Here is an 18,581-nt window from a genome sequence, read left to right as displayed (position 1 = left end):
CGGAAGTCGTAGGCGCCAGTGGCGCGTACGACGGCTTTGCGGGTAATGGTGCTTATGCCTTCAGCAACGGCTTCAAATACTTGCCCGTCACACTCGCCTTGTTCGCCGCCACATCCTCCGGCGTCCCCGCCGCCACGATCTGCCCACCCCCTGCGCCGCCTTCCGGTCCCAGGTCGACGATCCAGTCCGCGGTCTTGACCACGTCCAGGTTGTGCTCGATGATCGCCAGGGTATTGCCCTGGTCGCGCAGGCGGTGGATCACCTTCAGCAGCAGGTCGATGTCGGCGAAGTGCAGGCCGGTGGTCGGTTCGTCGAGGATGTACAGGGTGCGTCCTGTATCTCGCTTGGACAGCTCGAGCGACAGCTTGACGCGCTGCGCCTCGCCGCCCGACAGGGTGGTCGCGCTCTGGCCCAGCTTGATGTAGCCCAGGCCCACGTCCAGCAGGGTCTGGAGTTTACGCGCGATGACCGGCACCGGCTTGAAGAAGGTGTGCGCATCTTCCACCGTCATGTCCAGCACTTCGGTGATGTTCTTGCCCTTGTACTGCACTTCCAGCGTCTCGCGGTTGTAGCGTTTGCCGTGGCAGACGTCGCAGGGCACGTACACGTCCGGCAGGAAGTGCATCTCGACCTTGATCACGCCGTCGCCCTGGCACGCTTCGCAGCGGCCGCCTTTCACGTTGAACGAGAAGCGGCCCGCCGAATAGCCGCGTTCCTTCGCGGTCGGCACGGTCGCGAACAGGTCGCGGATCGGGGTGAACAGTCCGGTGTAGGTCGCCGGGTTCGAACGCGGGGTGCGGCCGATCGGCGCCTGGTCGACCGAGATCACCTTGTCGAAGTGCTCCAGGCCGTGGATCGACGCATGGTCCGCCGGCTCGGTCTGCGAACCGTAGAGGTGGCGCGACAGGGCCGGGAACAGGGTGTCGTTGATCAGGGTCGACTTGCCCGATCCGGACACGCCGGTCACGCAGGTCATCAGGCCCACCGGCAGGGTCAGGCTCACGTTTTTCAGGTTGTTGCCGGTCGCGCCAGTGATCACCAGCTGGCGGTTCGGGTCGGCCTGGGTGCGCTTTTTCGGCACCTCGATCTTGCGCCGGCCGTCCAGGTACTGCGCGGTCAGCGAGTGCTTGCTCTTCATGATTTCCTTGAGCGAGCCGGCCGCTATCACCGCGCCGCCGTGCACACCCGCACCCGGACCCATGTCGACGATGTAGTCGGCAGTGCGGATCGCGTCCTCGTCGTGCTCGACCACCAGCACGCTGTTGCCGATGTCGCGCAGGTGCTTCAGGGTCGCGATCAGGCGGTCGTTGTCGCGCTGGTGCAGGCCGATCGAAGGCTCGTCCAGCACGTACATCACGCCGGTCAGGCCCGAGCCGATCTGCGAAGCCAGGCGGATGCGCTGGGCCTCGCCGCCCGACAGGGTGTCGGCGCTGCGGTCGAGCGACAGGTAATCCAGGCCGACGTTGTTCAGGAACTTCAGGCGCGCGGTGATTTCCTTGATGACGCGCTCGGCGATGTCGCGCTTGGCGCCGGTCAGTTCGAGCGACTCAAAGTAGGCCAGCGTCTCGCGCAGCGGGCGGTCCGACACTTCGTAGATGGCGCGCTGCTGGGCGCCCTGGCCGATCTTCACGAAGCGTGCTTCGGTGCGCAGGCGCGCGCCTTCGCAGGCCGGGCATTTCTTCTCGTTGATGAACTTGGCCAGCTCTTCCTTGACCGCCATCGAATCGGTCTCGCGGTAGCGGCGCTGCAGGTTGTTCACCACGCCTTCGAAGCTGTGCTCGCGGATCACGGTGCGGCCGCGCTCGTTGATGTAGGAGAACGGAATCGTGGCCTTGCCCGAGCCGTGCAGCACCGCGTCCTTGGCCTTGGGCGGCAGGTCCTCGAACGGGGTGTCCAGGTCGAAGTCGTAGTAGGCCGCGATGTTCTGCAGCATCTGGAAATAGAACTGGTTGCGGCGGTCCCAGCCCTTCACGGCGCCGGAGGCCAGCGACAGGTGCGGGAAGGCGACAATGCGCTTGGGATCGAAGAACTCGATGTGGCCGAGGCCGTCGCATTCCGAGCAGGCGCCCATCGGGTTGTTGAACGAGAACAGGCGCGGCTCGAGTTCCTGCAGCGAATAGCCGCAAACATTACAGGCAAACTTGTTCGAGAACACCGTTTCCTTCTCGGTGTCCATCTCGTAGGCCACGGCGCGGCCGTCGGCCAGGCGCAGGGCGGTCTCGAAGCTCTCGGCCAGGCGCTGCTTGATCTCCGGGGTCACCTTGACGCGGTCGATCACGACGTCGATGCTGTGCTTCTCGGTCTTCTTGAGCTTGGGCAGCTCGTCGACCTCATAGATTTTGCCCGCATTCACGCCGCTCTGGACGCGGAAGCGCACGAAGCCCTGGGCCTGCATGGCCTGGAACAGATCGCCGTGCTCGCCCTTGCGGTTGGCCACGACGGGGGCCAGGATCATCAGCTTGGTGCCTTCCGGCATGGCCAGGACCGCGTCGACCATCTGCGACACGGTCTGGGCCGCCAGCGGCTCCTGCGGGTGGTCCGGGCAGTAGGGCGTGCCGACACGCGCGTACAGCAGGCGCAGGTAGTCGTGGATCTCGGTCACGGTGCCCACGGTCGAACGCGGGTTGTGCGAGGTGGCCTTCTGCTCGATCGAGATGGCGGGCGACAGGCCCTCGATCAGGTCGACGTCCGGCTTCTCCATCAGCTGCAGGAACTGGCGTGCGTAGGCCGACAGCGACTCGACATAGCGGCGCTGGCCCTCGGCATAGAGGGTGTCGAAGGCGAGGGAGGATTTACCGGATCCCGACAGGCCGGTGATGACGATCAGCTTGTTGCGCGGCAGGTCCAGGTTGATGTTCTTCAGATTGTGCGTGCGCGCGCCGCGGATACGAATTTCTTCCATTAAGTTTGCAGGCTTTCAGTAAGTTTTTGCGGGCCGGCGCACGAGGAAAAGCGCAGTGAGCGGGCCAATCGGAGAGAACCCATAAGTGTAGCTCGTTTTTCGAAATGCTGTACATCCATCCAGCAATTTCTTATGATGGAGGCGGAGGCTGGCGCTGCTTTTCATGCAAGGAAAAGGGGCTCGTTCACCGCCGGGTTTGCCGTCAGTGTGCTGTATGTGGGCCATAAGCGGCGCCCTTCAATGACAAAGGGGCCAGGAACCGCAGAAAATCCGCTGAACCGCCGATGAACCGCTGCCTTCGAGGCGGGACCGTGACCGTGACCGTGGCGCTGTAGCTACGACATTGTCGAAAATATAGCTAGAGGGCGGGCAGTGAAATCGTTGAGCGAGCTCAAAAATTGTTCTTTTGAAGCAGCCCGACAGGCCCCATAATATTGAGTTGATTCACCCGTTCCCTGACGATTGGTCAAGTGCAGAGTCAGGGCTCACAACACCCAGAAGGAGTAACAACATGGCATCAGTTAACAAGGTCATCATCGTCGGCAACCTCGGCCGCGATCCGGAAATCCGCTACATGCCGAGCGGCGACGCCATCGCCAACATCGCTGTGGCCACTTCGTATAAATCGAAGGACCGCAATACCGGCGAGCAGAAAGAGCTGACCGAATGGCACCGCATCTCCTTCTTCGGCCGCCTGGCTGAAATCGTCGGCCAGTACCTGAAAAAAGGTTCGTCGGTCTACGTCGAAGGCCGCCTGCAGACCCGCAAGTACACCGACAAGGATGGCGTCGAGAAGTACGCCACCGACATCATCGCCGAGAACATGCAGATGCTGGGCGGCCGCCAGGGCATGGGTGGCGACAGTATGGGTGGCGGCATGGGCGGCGGCATGGACGACGACTACTCGTCGGCCCCGCAGCGCCCGGCCCCGCGCCAGGCGCCGCCGGCCCCGGCAGCCCGTCCGCAGCCGAAACCGGCGCCGAACTTCTCGGACATGGACGACGACATTCCGTTCTAAGACCTGGCTCCTGGTCTTTTTGCCGATAGAAGCGCGCGTACCCTCGTACGCGCGCTTTTTTTATGGCTGAACTACCTGTCATCACAAGGTCGTGCGCACCCGGCTCCCCTTGTAAGGCACAGGCCCGGTCGGTGCGTTCGGAACGGGCGATCCGCCCTTCGGTTCCAGGCTGACGGCCGGCAGCGCGAGCAGGCCGAGCCCTTGCTGCGGCGTGCGCTCGGAATCCGCAGGCAGCTCATGCCGGCGCATCCCGAGACACGCGCCAGCGAAAGCATGCTCGAAGAGCTGAGCCGGAAAGCCCGGCGCCTGTAAGGGGCTGCGTCCTCGGCACGCTGTGCCTGTCCTTGGCTACTTGCCGATGATGCTCAGGATGTTCCCGTCCGGATCCTTCAGCCACGCCACCTTCATCTGTTGGCCGACGTGGATGTCGTCTTCCAGGCGCATGCCTTCCATCTGGTAGCGTTCGAAGACCGCGCCCTTGGCTTTCAGTCCATCGACGACCGTCTTGATCTCCACGCCGACGTCCCAGTTGATGGCCGTGGCCTGGTTGGTGCCGGCGAAGTCGGACTTGTACACGAAGATGCGCGACTTGCCGCTCCGGTAGCTCAGCACGTCGGGGCAATCGTCCCCGCCGTCTTCTTCCTCCAGTCCCAATACGTTGCTGTAGAACTCTTTTGCCTTGGCGAGGTCGCGCGTGGCGACGGTCGCGATCGCATCCACATGTGACAGCATGATGGCCTCCTCGGTTGGCCGGTCAGGGGAGCGGATAGCCTACCGCGATCGAATTTTGCGCAGCGCACCATTGCGGGTGCGCTGCGCAGCCGCTTATTCGTAGCGCAAGGCGTCGATCGGATGCAGGTTGGCGGCCTTGGCTGCCGGCATGATGCCGAACAGGATGCCCACCAGGCTGGAGAAGCCGAAGGCCATCGCGATCGCCCACCAGGGTACGAAGGCGTCCGGGAAATTCGGGATCAGCTTGGCCGCCCCGAAGCCGATCAGGTAGCCCAGCAGCAGGCCGACCAGGCCGCCCAGCAGCGACAGGGTGGTGGCCTCGATCAGGAACTGCATCAGGATGTGGTGGCGCTGCGCCCCCAGCGCCTTGCAGATGCCGATCTCGCGGGTGCGCTCGGTCACCGACACCAGCATGATGTTCATGATGCCGATGCCGCCCACCAGCAGCGAAATGCTGACGACGCCGCCCAGGACCAGGGTCAGGGTCGAGATGATGCTCTCGAAGGATTCCGACAGCTGCTGGGCCGTCTGCACCTTGAAGTCGTTGCGCTGGCCCGGCTTGAGATGGTGGGCCTGGCGTAGCAGCGAGGTCACCCGTCCCTGCACCGCGTCGATCTGCTCGATGTCGTCGACGGTGAAGCTGATCGAGATGTTCAGCTTGGTCGTGGTGCCCGCGATCACCTGGCCCACCGAGAACGGAATCAGGATGTAGTTGTCCTTGCTGAAGCCCAGGGACTCGCCCTTTTCCTCGGTGATGCCGATGATCTTGAACCATTCGCCGCCGATGTCGATGAACTGGCCCAGCGGGTCGCCCGTGAGGCGCAGGTTCTCCAGGGTCTTGCTGCCGACCACGGCCACCCGGCGGCGCGACTTGTCGTCGCTGGCGCGCAGGAATCGGCCCTGGGCCGGGAACACCTGGGCCGATTCCATGTAGGCCTCGGTCACGGCCATCACCTGGGTGAAGGTGGAGGTCGCGCCGGCGCGCACCGTGGTGCCGAAGTTGCCGAAGGGGGCGAACATGGGCGAGACGTTGCTGATGTCGTCGATGTGGGTGACGATGCGCTCGTAGTCGTTGAGACCGAGCACGTTCTCCTTGCCCTGCAGCGCCTCTTCGAAGGTCGTGTAGGCTTCGACCGTCAGGCTGTTCGAGCCCAGGCCCTTGAACTCCTTGCTGATCGACGCCGACAGGCCCTGCACGATCGACACCACCGCGATCACCGAGGCGACGCCGATGATGATGCCGAGCGAGGTCAGGAAGCTGCGGAAGCGGTGCGCATAAATGCTCTGCAGTGCGGAGCGGACGCTTTCGAGGAAACTAAGCATGGACTGCTCCCCGCGGACGGAAGCTGGTGCGCTCGGCGTTCATGACGTCGCTCTGCACGCGGCCGTCGGCCAGCCGCACGGTGCGCTTGCAGTGGGCGGCGATGTCCGGTTCGTGGGTCACGATGATCACGGTCTGGCCTTCGGCATGCAGGGTGTCGAACAGAGACATGATGTCGGCCGCGGTGGTCGAATCGAGGTTGCCGGTCGGCTCGTCGGCCAGCAGGATCGACGGTTCGCTGCACAGCGCGCGGGCGATCGCCACGCGCTGGCGCTGGCCGCCAGAGAGCTGGTTGGGCAGGTGGTCGAGCCGGTGTTCCAGGCCGACCCTGGCCATCGCCTCGGTCGCGCGGCGCAGCCGTTCGGCGGGACGCACGCCGCGGTAGATCAGGGGCTGCATCACGTTCTGGACCGCGGTGGCGCGGGTCAGGAGGTTGAAGCTCTGGAAGATGAAACCGATCTCCTCGTTGCGGGTGCGCGCCAGCTCGGCGTCGCTCATGCCGGCCACGTCGCGCCCGTTGAGGAAGTAGCGGCCGGTCGTCGGGGTATCGAGACAGCCGAGGATGTTCATCATCGTCGACTTGCCTGAACCGGAGGAGCCGATGAAGGCGACATAATCGTTGCGCGCGACCTGCAGGTCGATGCCGGCCAGCGCCGCGATCGTTTCACCGCCCATCTTGTAATGCTTGGTGATGCCTTCGAGCCGGATGAGTGGAGCTGCCGGCGTCATGTCGCGGCCGGCTTGGCCGCAGGCTTGGCCGCGACCTCGGATTGCGTGGCTTGCGCCGGCTTGGCGACCGGCGCCACGACGTCGCCCTGCTTCAGCTGGCGCAGGACCTTGTACGGGCCGATGATGACGGTCTCGCCGTTGGCCAGGCCGCTGCGGATCTCCTGCATGCTGTCGTCCGAGGCGCCGGTGGTCACGACGCGTTTTTCCGCCTTGCCGTCCTTGGCGACGTAGACCCAGCTTTCGGTCTTGATGTCGTTCTTCTTCTTGCCGTTCTTCTTGGGGCCTTCGGTCGATTCCTCGTTGTTGGTCAGGACCGCCTGCAGCGGCAGCGCGAGCGATTTGCCGTTGCTGGAGATGAACACTTCCGCGCGCACGCTCATGCCGGGACGCAGGGCCAGCTTCTTGGTGTCCAGGAGCTCGACCTTGACGTCGTAGTTGCGCGACTTCGAGCCTCCCTGGGCCGCCGCGGCCGGGTTCTGCTTGGGCGAGAGCGGAATCGACAGCACCCTGCCGGTGAGGGCGGTATCGGGATAGGCGGCGGTGGTGATCGCCACTTCCTGGCCCACCGCCACCTTGGCGATATCGGCTTCGTCGACGTTGACCTCGGTGAGCATGGTCGCCGTGTTCGCGATGGTCATCAGGGTCGAGCCGGCGATGCTGACCTGGCTGGCCACCGCGGTTTCGCCGACCTTGATGTCGAGCGCGGTGATGGTGCCCGAGATCGGCGCCCGCACCGTGGTTTTCGACAGGCGCTCGTTGGCCAGCTTCAGGGTCGCTTCCACCTGCTCCAGGCGCGAGCGGCTGTTGCGCAGGTCGATCTTCGCCGCGTCGAGCGCGAAGCGGGCGTCGTCGATCGCCGAGTCGGCCAGCATCTTCATCTTGTGCAGCTCGACCTTGCGCCGGTACTGGCTTTCCTGGTTCTGCACGCTCAGCTGCTGCTGTTCGATCGCAATGCGCTGCTGGCGCACCACGGCTTCCTGCTGAGCGACTTCGGCGCGGTAGGTCTGGTCGTCCAGGTGCAGCAGCAGGTCGCCTTTCGTGACCTGCTGGCCTTCCTTGACGTAGATGGTGCTGACCTTGCCGATGACTTCCGGCGACAGCATCACCTGCTCGTCGTACAGCAGGTGGCCCGAAGCCAGGATCGAGGACTTGATCTCGCGGTAGCCGATCTTGTCGGTTTCGACGTCTTTCGCCGGCCCGCTGCCGCGGATCAGCTTGGCGGCCACCGGGATGCAGAGCATCGCGACGATCGCCACTCCTGCCACAAGTTTTTTGTGTTTCATGCTGTCTTGCTCAGTGCGTATGCCAGCCAGGCGCCATAAAGGAGGACGGTCGGCACCAGGACCACGCGCAGGGCGCTGGCGCGCGAGGCGCCGGTCCATACCTGGTAGCCGATCACCGACAGGACCGTCGACCAGACGATCGGGATCGAGAGCGATTCCAGCACGCCGGCCATCGGGTGGCTTGCCTCGTAGTGGAAGATCATCTGGTTGAGCGTGGTCGGATTCAGCGCTTCATAGGGCATCTGGCCATTGGAGGCGAGCAGCATCTGCATGGCGCCCAGCGGGAGCAGCAGGATCATCGGCACCGAGGCCCAGGCGGACAGCGCGAAGCCTTTGCCGAAGCTCATGTCGCGGCCCGTGAACTTGCCCACGATGAGGTAGTACAGGCCGCCGATGAGGAAGGTCGCCAGGGTGCCGAAGACGGCGCCGACGAGACTCATCATCCCCATGGCCTGCTGGCCGATCGCCATGGATTGGCCCTGGGCGCGCGCCTCGGGATCGGCGATGGCTTCCATCATGCGCTCCTGCAGCCAGGGGTAGTCCACGAAGCCGAGGAAATACCACAGCATGACTGCGGAACTGGTGAGGCACAGCGTGATGGCCGGAAGCCAGGCCACGGGGCGGGATGCGAGCCGGGAAAACGTGGCGCTCGGTTCGTACAGCACGCTGAACAGGGCGCCAAGGGGGGAGGTCGTGGCAGGTGCCGATTTGTCAATCAATTCCATCGCGTTCTATTCAACTCCATCTTCCTGGGAAAGGCGCTTCGGACGAGCGCGCCCGTGAAATACTGCGATGGAAGATAGCATGCGAAGAAGCGGCTGCGCTATCGCCAGGCCCGATGGCGGAGCCGAATACTAGGAAAGTTGATAGGTATTCTTGACATGGCCGGTCCCGATTGTGTTGCAATCAGCGCAGTGCCGGGGTGGGGGCGGCCCCCTTGCCCGTGACGGCCCAGTAAATACCGCCCATCAGGTGCGCCAGGTACTGCGGGTCGCGGTACATCTCGCCGTTGTGCCCGAGCGTGGTCACGAACACGCGCCCCTTCTCCACCTGGTGATGCCAGGCGATCGGGTGGTCCTTGCCCATCGGTTCCGACACCTGTCCCGGCCAGATCTTGCGCGGATCGTAGCTCGATTCGTCCACGCCCAGCACCGTGTTGATCCTGATGTTGTAGGGATTGGTGGTGGTATAGAACTCGTCGCTCCAGATCCAGCGCTCCGGCAGCCCATAGGTGGCGGGGAAGCCCTTGTCGGCCACCGTGACCACCCCGGTCTGCAGCATCGGGTGCACGCCCACGCGGCGGCCCACCAGTTTTTCGTACCAGGGCCAGTTGTCCGGCGGCGTAATGGCCGCGCGGTGCACGACGATGGCGTTGCCGCCGGCGCGCATGTAGGCCTCGAAGTTCTGGCGCTGGGCCGGGTTCAGCTCCTCGCCGGGGGTGTTCATGAAGACCACCGCCGCGTAGCGGGACAGGTCGCCGTCGAAGGACTGGGTCTTGTTGGTCCAGTCGAACTCGAAGGCGTGCAGCTTGGCCAGCCGCTCCAGGCTGTCGCGCGCGATGGGTATGTATTCGTAGTGGTATTTGCTCGGCATGGCCAGCACCAGCAGCTTGAACTGGCTGTCGGCCCAGCTGTTAGGCGCCAGCGCCATCGAGGCGGCCAGGGCCAGCATGGTTCGTTTCATCGTGTCTCCTTGGGTTCTCGTCATGGCGCCGGCACGCCTTCCGGCTTGCGCTCGCCGCGCGGCACCAGCCAGCCGCCGTCGGCCAGCCAGTCGTTCAGGCGGTCCGGCCAGTGCTGCAGCGAGAGGCGCTCGCCGCGCTGGCCGACGTTGAAGGCGTGATCGGTATCGGCATACAGGTGCAGCTCGGCCGAAACGCCGGCCGCCACCAGTTGCTGGTACAGCGCCAGGGTCGGCGGCATGCAGCAGCTGTCGCGCGAGCCTGCCACCAGGAAGGCCGGCGGCGCATTGGCCGCATCCTTCGCCGGCACGCCCAGAGGACCAGGATAAACCAGCACCTGGAAGTCCGGCCGGGCACTCACGCTGTCGAGCGCATCGCGTCTGCCTGCGCGCGCCGGCTCCGGATTGTCCGCCACCAGCGACACCAGTTCGCCGCCCGCCGAAAAGCCCATCACGCCGATGCGTGCCGGATCGACGCCGTATTCTTCCGCATGGGCGCGCACCCAGCGCACGGCGCGGCGCAGGTCGGCGGCGGCATCGTTCTCGATCGAGTAGCCCGAGCCCTCGTCGCGCGCCAGCCTGTATTTCAGCACGAAGGCGGTGACGCCGATGCGGTTGAGGTTTTTCGCCGCCAGCATGCCTTCGTTCTGGAACACCAGCATGCGGTGGCCGCCGCCCGGCACGACGACCGCGGCGGCGCCGTTGGCGTGGCGCTGGTCCGCCTTCAGGACAGTCAGGGAGGGGTCGTGCACGTTGCTGAAATAGACCCCGTCCTTGACGGTTTCCGCTTCGCCACGGCGCTGCCCGGAACCAGGCGCGCCGTCCGGCCACAGCCTCACCACCGGTGGCGATGGCTGGGCCATGGCCGGCAGCGCCAGGGTCAGCGCCAGGGCGGCGCACAGGAGCAGGGCGCGCATCAGAGCTTCGCCGAGTACAGCGCGTGGTGGGTCAGGATGAACAGGGTGCGCTTGTCCGGGCCGCCGAAGATCAGCTGCAGCGGACGCTCGGGCACGTCGATGCGGCCCTTCTGCTTGCCGTCCTGGCCATACACGAAGACCTGGCCGTTGGCCACGTAGACGTCGCCGTCCGGACCCAGCACCGCGCTTTCACCGCCGCGGTCGGCGAGCTGCTTGAGCTGGGTGAGGCCGCCGCCCTGGGTGACCACGCCGCTGAAGGTGCGGTTTTCCGAGCCGTTGGTGAACACCACGCGCTGGCCCACCGGGGCCGTGACGAAGCCGTAGGCCTGGAGCGAATCGGCCCAGCGCCAGCCCAGGTGGTCGGCCGGGCCCTGGCGCAGTACGCGGTAGGCCGGCAGTACCAGGCTGCCGTCCGGCGACACGTATTCGTTCGCCTTGGGCAGGGCCACGTCGCGCGCGAACATCTCGGCCAGGGTGGTGAATTCGTAGGTATCGAAGTTCAGCTGGTCCTTGAATTCGCCGTTCTGCCAGAAGTTGACGGGGATCGCCACCTTGGCGCCGGCGCGCGGGGCCACAGGCGTCGGCTTGATCATGGTGAGTGCGCTGCCCGGCGCGCCCGGCTTGAACGCATAGACCGTGGCCTGCGGGCCGTAGGAGGACATCACCATCAGGTTGCCGCTGTTGTCGATGGCCAGGTTGACCGGATCGTGCGGAGCGTCGCGCACCACCAGCAGGCCCTGGTCCTTGCTCCAGCTGTAGATGCGCTTCCAGTAGCGGTCCACGAAGTACAGCTTGCCGCTGGCGTCGACGGCGGCGCCGGCGATGGAATAAAAGCCGTCCTCCAGCTTGTCGACCTTGCCCAGCGCGGCGGGGGCCTTCGTTTGCTTGCCGCTGTAGTCGAACACGGCGAACTCGCGTTCGCGGATATCGAGCTTGTTGCTGACGTCGCGGATCGCGTTCTCGTAGGCGTACTTGTTGGCGCGCAGGTAGGTGGCGCAGCCGTTCTCGTCGCAGGTGGCGAAGCCGCTCTCGCCGTTGACGTGCACGTTGCGGAAGCGGATGTCGCTCGAGTTGCTGATCAGGACCGCGGCCGGCATCGGCTTGTAGGAACGGGTCACGCGGTAGCCGTGGTAGTTCGCGAACAGCAGGTTTTTCGAATTGCGGATCTCGAGCGAGACCGCGTCGGCGCCGTCGCGGATTTCTTCCTCGGTCTGGGGCGCCAGGAATTCCCAGTTCTCCACGCCGTCGAGCACGATCTCGGCGCGCACGTGGTGCTCGGCCGACAGCTCGTAGACCTTGCCCGGGGTCTTGGTATTCGAGACGTAGAAGCCCGCCTGCGCGTAGCCGCTGGGCGACCAGATCGCGTTGAAGGTGCCGCCCCCGCCGTCCGTGACCCATACGCTCGGGTACTGGCGGTCCCAGTGGGCGGTGGTGTCGAACTTGGCGTCTTTCTTGTACGGGTCGTTGCGGCTCCCGTCATACAGGCGGGTGCCGTGGCCGCCCTGGATGCGCACGTCGTCCACCAGCGAATGCTCGCCGGCGCGCCACATCAGGGCCACCGCGCGCGGGTTCACCTCGCCGGTGGCCAGGCCGATGCCGGACACGATGGCGTCGCCGCCGCGCGCGCTCTCTAGCAGCGGCACCGGGGTGTCGATGCCCTGGAACTTCGGCGAGCCGTTCGGGATCATGAGCTGGGTCAGGCCCGGGTGCAGGGCGATGATGACCGTGTCCGGTTTCAGGCGGATGGTATCGTTGACCACATAGAAGCCCAGCGGCAGGTAGACCACGCGGCTGCTGTCGATCGCCTTCTGGATGGCGGCGGTGTCGTCGGTGCGGCCATCGCCGAGCGCGCCGAACTTGCGCACGTTGGCCCATTCCTTGGTCGAGGGCAGCGGGCGCAGCGCGCGCGCGGCGGTACGCTTCGAAGGAATGGCCGCGGTCTTGTAGTTGGTGGCGAACTGGCCCGGCTCGCCCATCTGCTTCACCGTCATGCCGTAGTTGAATTCGCTGACCTGGTAGTCGCGCCCCTTGCCCGGCAGGGTCTTGCCGCTGTCGCGGAAGCGCGCGAAGGTCGGCACGTTGCGCGCGATGGCCTTTTCGAAGCCGACCTGGGTATAGACGTTGTCCTCGTTGCTGACGATGACGGCCGCCTTGCTGACGTTCTCGAAGCGCACATCCTTGCCCCACAGCCAGTCGCCATAGCCGCGGTTGATCTCCACGCCCACCGGGGTGTTCCTGATCTCCGTATTGATCATGGTGAGCCCGGCCTCGTGCTCGCGGATCGCGGCGTCGCGCTGGCCCTCGAAGGTCGAGTCCATCAGGGTGAACTGCCAGGCCGGCGAGGTCTTCTCGGCCAGGATGCCGTAGCGTCCGCCGTAGAAGCGCAGGTTGAAAGCCACGTTGCCCACCTGGTAGACGCCGGCCAGGCCGGAGCCGATGTGGAAGTCGATGTGGCTCAGGTTCGAGTGCTGGGCCGTGTGCATGCGCACCGCCGCGGCGGCCGGGTTGCCGTCCTTGATCTCGAAGTCGACGTTCGACAGCGCCGAGTAGAAGGTGGACGAATTCGCATTGCGCACGTTCTCGCTGAAGGGGACGGCGCTGGGCACCGGCATCGGCACCTTGCCCACGGTGTACTGGTCGCCACCGGTGAAGATGACCATGTTGGCCACGCCCTTCTGGAAACCCGGGGTGTTCGGCGCCAGCAAGAACACGGGACGGGTGGGGCCCACGCCATAGACGCGCACGGCCAGGGGGATCAGGATCGAGCGGGTGATGCGGTAGCGGCCCGAGGGCAGGAAGACCACGCCGCCTTCGCCCTTGTTGGCGGCCTGGTTGATGGCCTCCTGGATGGCGGCGGTATCGTCGGCCTTGCCGTCGCCCCTGGCCCGTACCACGACCGACTTCGGGTCTTCGGGCATGGTCTGGTAGGCGGACACCGAGGCGGCCGATGCGGCGCCGCAGAAAAGGAATACGGCGAGGGCCAGCGCGGGGCGGGCGGGGAAGGTCATTTTCATTGTTATATCCTCATCAGACGAACAGCGACAGGAGCAGTACGAACAGCAGGCCCACCACCCCGACCAGGGTCTCCATCAAGGTCCAGGAGCGGAAGGTATCCCGCAGCGACAAACCAAAATATTCCTTGAACATCCAGAAGCCGGAATCGTTTACGTGGCTGCACATCAGGCTGCCCGCGCCGATGGCCAGCACCATCAGGTTCGGATCGACGCCCGAGCTCTGCACCAGGGGCGCCACGATGCCGCCCGCCGTGACCCCGGCCACCGTGGCCGAACCGAGGCAGATGCGGATCAGGGTGGCGACCACCCAGCCCAGCACCAGCGGCGGCACCGGCAGCCCGGCCAGCCGGGCGCCCAGGTCCGCGCTCATGCCCGATACCACCAGCACCTGCTTGAGCGCGCCGGCGCCGGCGATGATGAGCAGGATCGGGGCGATCTCGCGCATCGCCTCGGCCGGGCCCTGCATCACCTCGGAAAAGCGCTTGCCGCGTCCCAGGCCCAGCGTGAAGATCGCGACCACGTACGACAACAGCATCACGACCAGGGGATTCGACAGGACGGCCAGTGCCCCGTTCAGGTCCGGGCGTGCCATCGTGAGCAGGGTGGTGGCCGCCAGCAGCACCACCGGCAGCAGGGCGGTGGCGAAGCTGTTGAAGACGCCCGGTAGTTCCGAGTCCGGCACCTCGGAGGCGCGGAACACGCCGGCCGGCTGGGCGCGGATGTGGCGCAGCGACATGGCGAACACCGGCCCGGCAATGATGAGGGTCGGAATGCCCACCACGATCCCGTACAGCAGGGTGGCGCCCATGTCGGCCTGGATCGCCGACACCAGGGCCACCGGCGACGGATGCGGCGGCAGGAAGCCGTGCGCGATCGACAGGCCGGCCAGGAGCGGAATCGCGAGCGCCACCGCCGCCCGTCCCGACTGGGTGACCAGCGAGAAGATCAGCGGCACCAGCAGCACGAAGCCGACGTTGTAGTAAAGCGGGATGCCGACCACGAAACCGGTGATGGTCAGGGCCACCGGCAGGCGCGACGGCCCCAGCCCCGCGATCAGGCAGGTAGCGATGCGGCGTGCGGCGCCGCTGTCGGCGATCAGCTTGCCGAACACGGCGCCCAGGCAGATGATCACCACCAGGGAGCCCAGCAGGTCGCCGATGCCTTTTTCGATGGCGCCCGGGATGTCCTTGGGCGGCACCCCCAGCAGGAGGGCGGCGACGAGCGCCGCCACCACGAAGGCCAGCAGGGGCTGTACCTTGCCCCAGGCGATCATGATGGTCAGCAGGCCCACCGCCAGCAGTACGGAAACGATATTCCACACGGCCGGCTCCCGCTCAGTGGTTGTAGCGCAGGCCTACGCGGTAGGTGCGGCCCACCACGTCGTACAGGGCCGGGTTGATGCCGAAGCTGGCGTTGGTCTGGGGTGCGCCGACCGGGTCGCGGTCGGCGATGTTGTCGATCTTGAAGTAGAACTGCAGCTGCTTCGAGAGGTTGTAGCTGCCCCCCAGGTCGACATAGGTCGCGCCCTTCATCTTGTTGTCGTAGATGGTCGGATGGATCAGGGTCGACACCGGGCAGCCGGTCTGGCACTCGATGAAGTCGTTGCGGTAGGTGCCGTCGCTGATCCAGCGCTCGGTCAGGGTCAGGCTCAGCTTGTCGTGCTCCCAGGTCTGCTGCGCCAGCACCTTCCACTTCGGCGTATTGCCCATGTTCGAGCCGGCCGAGTCGACCGGGATGGTGCCGATCACGCCGGAATCGGTGATGTAGTGCAGGTTGCGCGTGCCCAGGGCGCGGAAGGTGAAGCGGCCCGGCAGGTTCAGCTTGTCCAGGCTGGTGCGGTAGGCCGTCTCGACGTCGAAGCCCTTGGTCTTCAGCGACGCCAGGTTGAAGTTCTGGACCGTGACGTAGTTGTTGCCCGGGCTGTTCAGCACCATGGCGGAGCAGATTTCCTGGTTGCCGGCCACGCACAGGTCGACTTCCTGCTGGATCGTCAGGGCCGAGATCACGCCCTTGACCTCGATGTCGAAGTAGTCGAGCGAGACCGAGAAGCCGGGCGCCCACTTCGGCTGGCTCAGCACGATGCCGAAGGAGTTGTTGCGCGCCACTTCGGGACGCAGGTTGGTGTTGCCGACCGTGCGCTCCTGGACGCTGATGGTGTTGCCCTGGTACTGGACCACGTTGTTGACCACCAGCGGCGCCGCATACAGTTCGCTCAGGTTGGGGGCGCGCACATCCTTCGAGGTCACGCCGCGCAGGCGCAGGCCGTCGACCGGCGTCTGCCAGCTGGCGCCCAGCTTCCAGGTGCCGACGCTGCCGGCGGTGCTGTACTTGGTCTCGCGGTCGGCTAGGTTCAGGTTGGCCTCGCCCCAGGCTTCATTCTTGAACAGCGGGACGTTCAGTTCCAGGTAGGCTTCGCGCACGCTGTATTCGCCCTGGCCGTTGTGGTAGTTGCCCGCATACCAGTTGTTGCCGACCGTGGTGTTCAGCAGCGGGTCGGCCGGGTAGTAGGCGTTGTTGGGCGACTCGGCCCACACGCCGTTGCCGTAGGCGTCGCCGCGCACGCGGTATTTCTCGCGGCGGTACTCGGCGCCGGTGGCCAGCGAGATCGGGCCGGCCCAGCCCTCATGGACTTCGCCGTTGATGTTGAAGCTGGCCACGTCCTGGCTCTGGGTGGTGCGCTGGCGCGGGCCCTGTTCCGGCGCAATGTAGCGCCAGGCCGCCGGATCGATCGGATTGTTGCCGATGATGTTGAGCGGGACGCAGCCGGAGGCGCGCGCCAGCGGATTGCGGCAGGCGATCGTGCCGTCCGGCAGGCGCACGGCGTCGATGGCGGCGTTGTAGCGGGCGTTGAGGGTGATGTCCTTGACGTCGATGTTGGTCTTGTTCTCGCCGTGGGTCACATACGCGTCGTAGCGCCAGTCCTTGCCGAAGGCGCCGAACTTGCCTTCCGCGCCGAGCACGAAGCGGCGCTGGGTGCGGGTCGGGTGCACGTTGATATTCGCCGGGAAGATGGCGTTCGCGGTGCCGTACTGGAAGCTGGTGATGTTGTTCTGGGCGCAGGCGGCCACGATCGAGGCCGGCAGGAAGGGGTTGGCGCACTGGATCGTCAGGTTGGCGTTCTTGGCCGCGCCCGGATTGGGCGAGAAGTGCGAGGCCACCTGGCCGTAGTTGGCGGTGAAGTAGAGCTGGTGGTCCGGCGTCAGGTCGTAGGACATGCGGGTGTAGGCCACCTGGCGCTTGAAGTTCATCGCCAGGTTGGTGCCCGCGCCCACGCTGCCGCTCAAGTCGCCGCCGATGCAGAAGGGATTGACGCAGTTGGTGACGGCGCCGGTGCCGGTCGGGCGGCCGTTGGAGCCGTACTGGAAGGGGAAGGGCACGCCGCCGTCGCCGAAGGCGGTGCCCTGCAGCGGGCCGTTGGTGATCAGGCCGTACTTGGAATACTGGTACTGCTGCGCCTCGCGGATCACGCGGTATTGCGGCAGGCCGTCGCCGGTCTGGTTCAGCGGACGCACCGAATAGGCCACGTTGTCGTACCAGGTGCGGCCGTTGGCGGCGTCCGGTCCGAAGCCGGGCGACTCGATGCCGTTTTCCTTGGTGAACTCGCCGCTGACGGCCACGTGGAAGCGGTCGTTCAGGAAGCCGCGGCCCCAGGCCGCCTGCACGGTGGCGCCCTTGTCGTCGTCGTACTTGGTCTGGCCGCCCTGGACGTTGGCCTTGAAGCCGGTGAAGCGCTTGTCGGTGACGAAGTTGACCACGCCGCCGACGGCGTCCGAGCCGTAGGATGCCGAGGCGCCGCCGGTGACCACGTCCACGCGCTTGACCAGCAGCTGCGGGAACTGGCTGACGTCGGTGACGCCGGTGACGTTGGCGCCGACCACGCGCTGGCCGTCGAGCAGGGTCAGGGTCCGGATCGTGCCCAGGCCGCGCAGGCTGAGCGAGGACAGGCCCTGGATGCCCGAGCTGGTGCTGTTGGTGCTGGTGGTGCGGCCGGTGCTGCCCTGCAGGGCCGGCAGTTCGGTCAGGGTGTCGAACAGGTTGGGCTTGGCCGCCTTTTCCAGGTCGGCGCTGGACAGGCTGGTGGTCGGCGTCGGCTGGCTGAAGCCGCGTGCGACGATGCGCGAGCCGGAGATCCGGACCACGTTGGTGTCGGCGGCCACGGTCGGCACGGCGGGGGCGGCCAGCGGTGCTTCCGGCGCCGCCGCGGTTTCGGTGGCCGGAGCCGCCGGCACCGCATCTGGCTGGGCCTGGGCATGGGCGCTGGAAGCCAGCAGGTAGCAGGCGCTGGACACGGCCAGGCTGACGAGGGTCCTTTGAACAGGGGTACGCATATTGTCTCCTTTTGTTATTCAATCGGCGCGCCGCCTCGATGCGGGCGGCTGCGCCAGGGGTGCGACGTGTTGCGGGTGCAGACCCCCGCGCTCAAGTGCCGGTGATGCGCTCGACCAGGGTCGAAGGCGCCAGCGTGATGTCCAGGACCATGCCGGCCTCGTCGTCCTGGAGCGGTTCGAGGATGCCCAGCTGGCTCTCCAGCAGGGACGGCGGCATGTAGTGGTCCGCGCGCTGCTGCATGCGCGCGGCGATCAGTTCGCGCGGGCCCGACAGGTGCACGAATTGCAGGGCCGGATCGGCCTCGCGCAGCAGGTCGCGGTAGCGCCGCTTGAGGGCGGAGCAGGACAGGACCAGGCCCTTGCCCTGTTGGCGCGCGCGCCGGATCTCGGCCGCCAGGGCCTGCAGCCAGCCGGCGCGGTCGGCGTCGTCGAGCGGCACGCCGGCCGACATCTTGGCGACGTTGGCTTCGGGATGGAAGGCGTCGCCTTCGAGGAAGGGCACGCCGCAGGTGTGGGCCAGGGCGTTGCCGATGGTGCTCTTGCCGCAGCCGCTGACACCCATGATGACCCAGCGGGTGGTGCTGCCCTTGCGGGGTGGAAGTGAATCGCTTGCCATGTTTAGTCTGGTCTCCGAAGGACTTACGTTAGCGCTATCAT

The 18,581-nt window shown here is 65.9% G+C and carries 13 protein-coding genes; 1 reads left to right on the top strand and 12 read right to left on the bottom strand.

The window, feature by feature from the left end:
- Positions 1-52 precede the first annotated feature (52 nt).
- On the bottom strand, positions 53-2,902 hold the full coding sequence (gene uvrA, locus V7778_RS17590; protein WP_335557610.1) for an excinuclease ABC subunit UvrA: 2,850 nt from the start codon (positions 2,900-2,902) through the stop codon (positions 53-55).
- A 511-nt stretch (positions 2,903-3,413) separates the two neighbouring features.
- On the opposite strand from uvrA, the gene ssb reads away from it, so the two are divergent.
- Positions 3,414-3,920: a single-stranded DNA-binding protein gene (ssb, locus tag V7778_RS17585; RefSeq protein WP_335557607.1), complete on the top strand. Its 507-nt coding sequence runs from the start codon at positions 3,414-3,416 to the stop codon at positions 3,918-3,920.
- A 348-nt stretch (positions 3,921-4,268) separates the two neighbouring features.
- Here the strand turns inward: ssb and V7778_RS17580 are convergent, their stop codons facing one another.
- The 11 genes from V7778_RS17580 to V7778_RS17530 form a co-directional block, all read right to left on the bottom strand.
- Positions 4,269-4,652, bottom strand: coding sequence for a VOC family protein (locus V7778_RS17580; RefSeq protein WP_335557605.1), 384 nt, complete (start codon positions 4,650-4,652; stop codon positions 4,269-4,271).
- A gap of 93 nt (positions 4,653-4,745) precedes the next feature.
- Entirely contained in the window at positions 4,746-5,975 is a 1,230-nt protein-coding gene (locus tag V7778_RS17575) for an ABC transporter permease (protein ID WP_335557604.1), read from the bottom strand.
- Positions 5,968-6,702 carry an ABC transporter ATP-binding protein gene (locus V7778_RS17570; RefSeq protein WP_335557601.1) on the bottom strand — a complete coding sequence of 245 codons (735 nt, stop codon included), beginning with the start codon at positions 6,700-6,702 and terminating at the stop codon, positions 5,968-5,970. The genes V7778_RS17575 and V7778_RS17570 overlap by 8 nt, the downstream gene beginning before the upstream one ends.
- Complete coding sequence (locus V7778_RS17565; RefSeq protein WP_335557599.1) at positions 6,699-7,985, bottom strand: efflux RND transporter periplasmic adaptor subunit; 1,287 nt, start codon at positions 7,983-7,985, stop codon at positions 6,699-6,701. Before V7778_RS17565 ends, V7778_RS17570 begins: the two co-directional genes overlap by 4 nt.
- Positions 7,982-8,710: a YIP1 family protein gene (locus tag V7778_RS17560; RefSeq protein ID WP_335557598.1), complete on the bottom strand. Its 729-nt coding sequence runs from the start codon at positions 8,708-8,710 to the stop codon at positions 7,982-7,984. Before V7778_RS17560 ends, V7778_RS17565 begins: the two co-directional genes overlap by 4 nt.
- 181 nt (positions 8,711-8,891) lie before the next feature.
- The gene (locus V7778_RS17555; RefSeq protein WP_335557596.1) at positions 8,892-9,668 is read right to left on the bottom strand and encodes a ThuA domain-containing protein; all 777 of its coding nucleotides are present in this window, start codon (positions 9,666-9,668) and stop codon (positions 8,892-8,894) included.
- 20 nt (positions 9,669-9,688) lie between these two features.
- A complete protein-coding gene (locus V7778_RS17550; RefSeq protein ID WP_335557594.1) occupies positions 9,689-10,582 on the bottom strand; it encodes an alpha/beta hydrolase in 894 nt (297 codons plus the stop codon).
- Entirely contained in the window at positions 10,582-13,596 is a 3,015-nt protein-coding gene (locus tag V7778_RS17545; RefSeq protein ID WP_335557592.1) for a glycosyl hydrolase family 28-related protein, read from the bottom strand. The genes V7778_RS17550 and V7778_RS17545 overlap by 1 nt, the downstream gene beginning before the upstream one ends.
- A gap of 13 nt (positions 13,597-13,609) precedes the next feature.
- Positions 13,610-14,917, bottom strand: coding sequence for a gluconate:H+ symporter (locus tag V7778_RS17540; protein WP_335557590.1), 1,308 nt, complete (start codon positions 14,915-14,917; stop codon positions 13,610-13,612).
- A gap of 13 nt (positions 14,918-14,930) precedes the next feature.
- Positions 14,931-17,924 carry a TonB-dependent receptor domain-containing protein gene (locus V7778_RS17535; RefSeq protein ID WP_335557589.1) on the bottom strand — a complete coding sequence of 998 codons (2,994 nt, stop codon included), beginning with the start codon at positions 17,922-17,924 and terminating at the stop codon, positions 14,931-14,933.
- 91 nt (positions 17,925-18,015) lie between these two features.
- The gene (locus V7778_RS17530) at positions 18,016-18,540 is read right to left on the bottom strand and encodes a gluconokinase (protein ID WP_335557587.1); all 525 of its coding nucleotides are present in this window, start codon (positions 18,538-18,540) and stop codon (positions 18,016-18,018) included.
- Positions 18,541-18,581: the final 41 nt, after the last annotated feature.

Source organism: Massilia sp. DD77, from assembly GCF_036961685.1.
Classification (GTDB): Bacteria; Pseudomonadota; Gammaproteobacteria; order Burkholderiales; family Burkholderiaceae_D; genus Telluria.
Note: the sequence above shows the minus strand (reverse complement) of the source record. Positions and strands in the feature narration are given on the sequence as shown.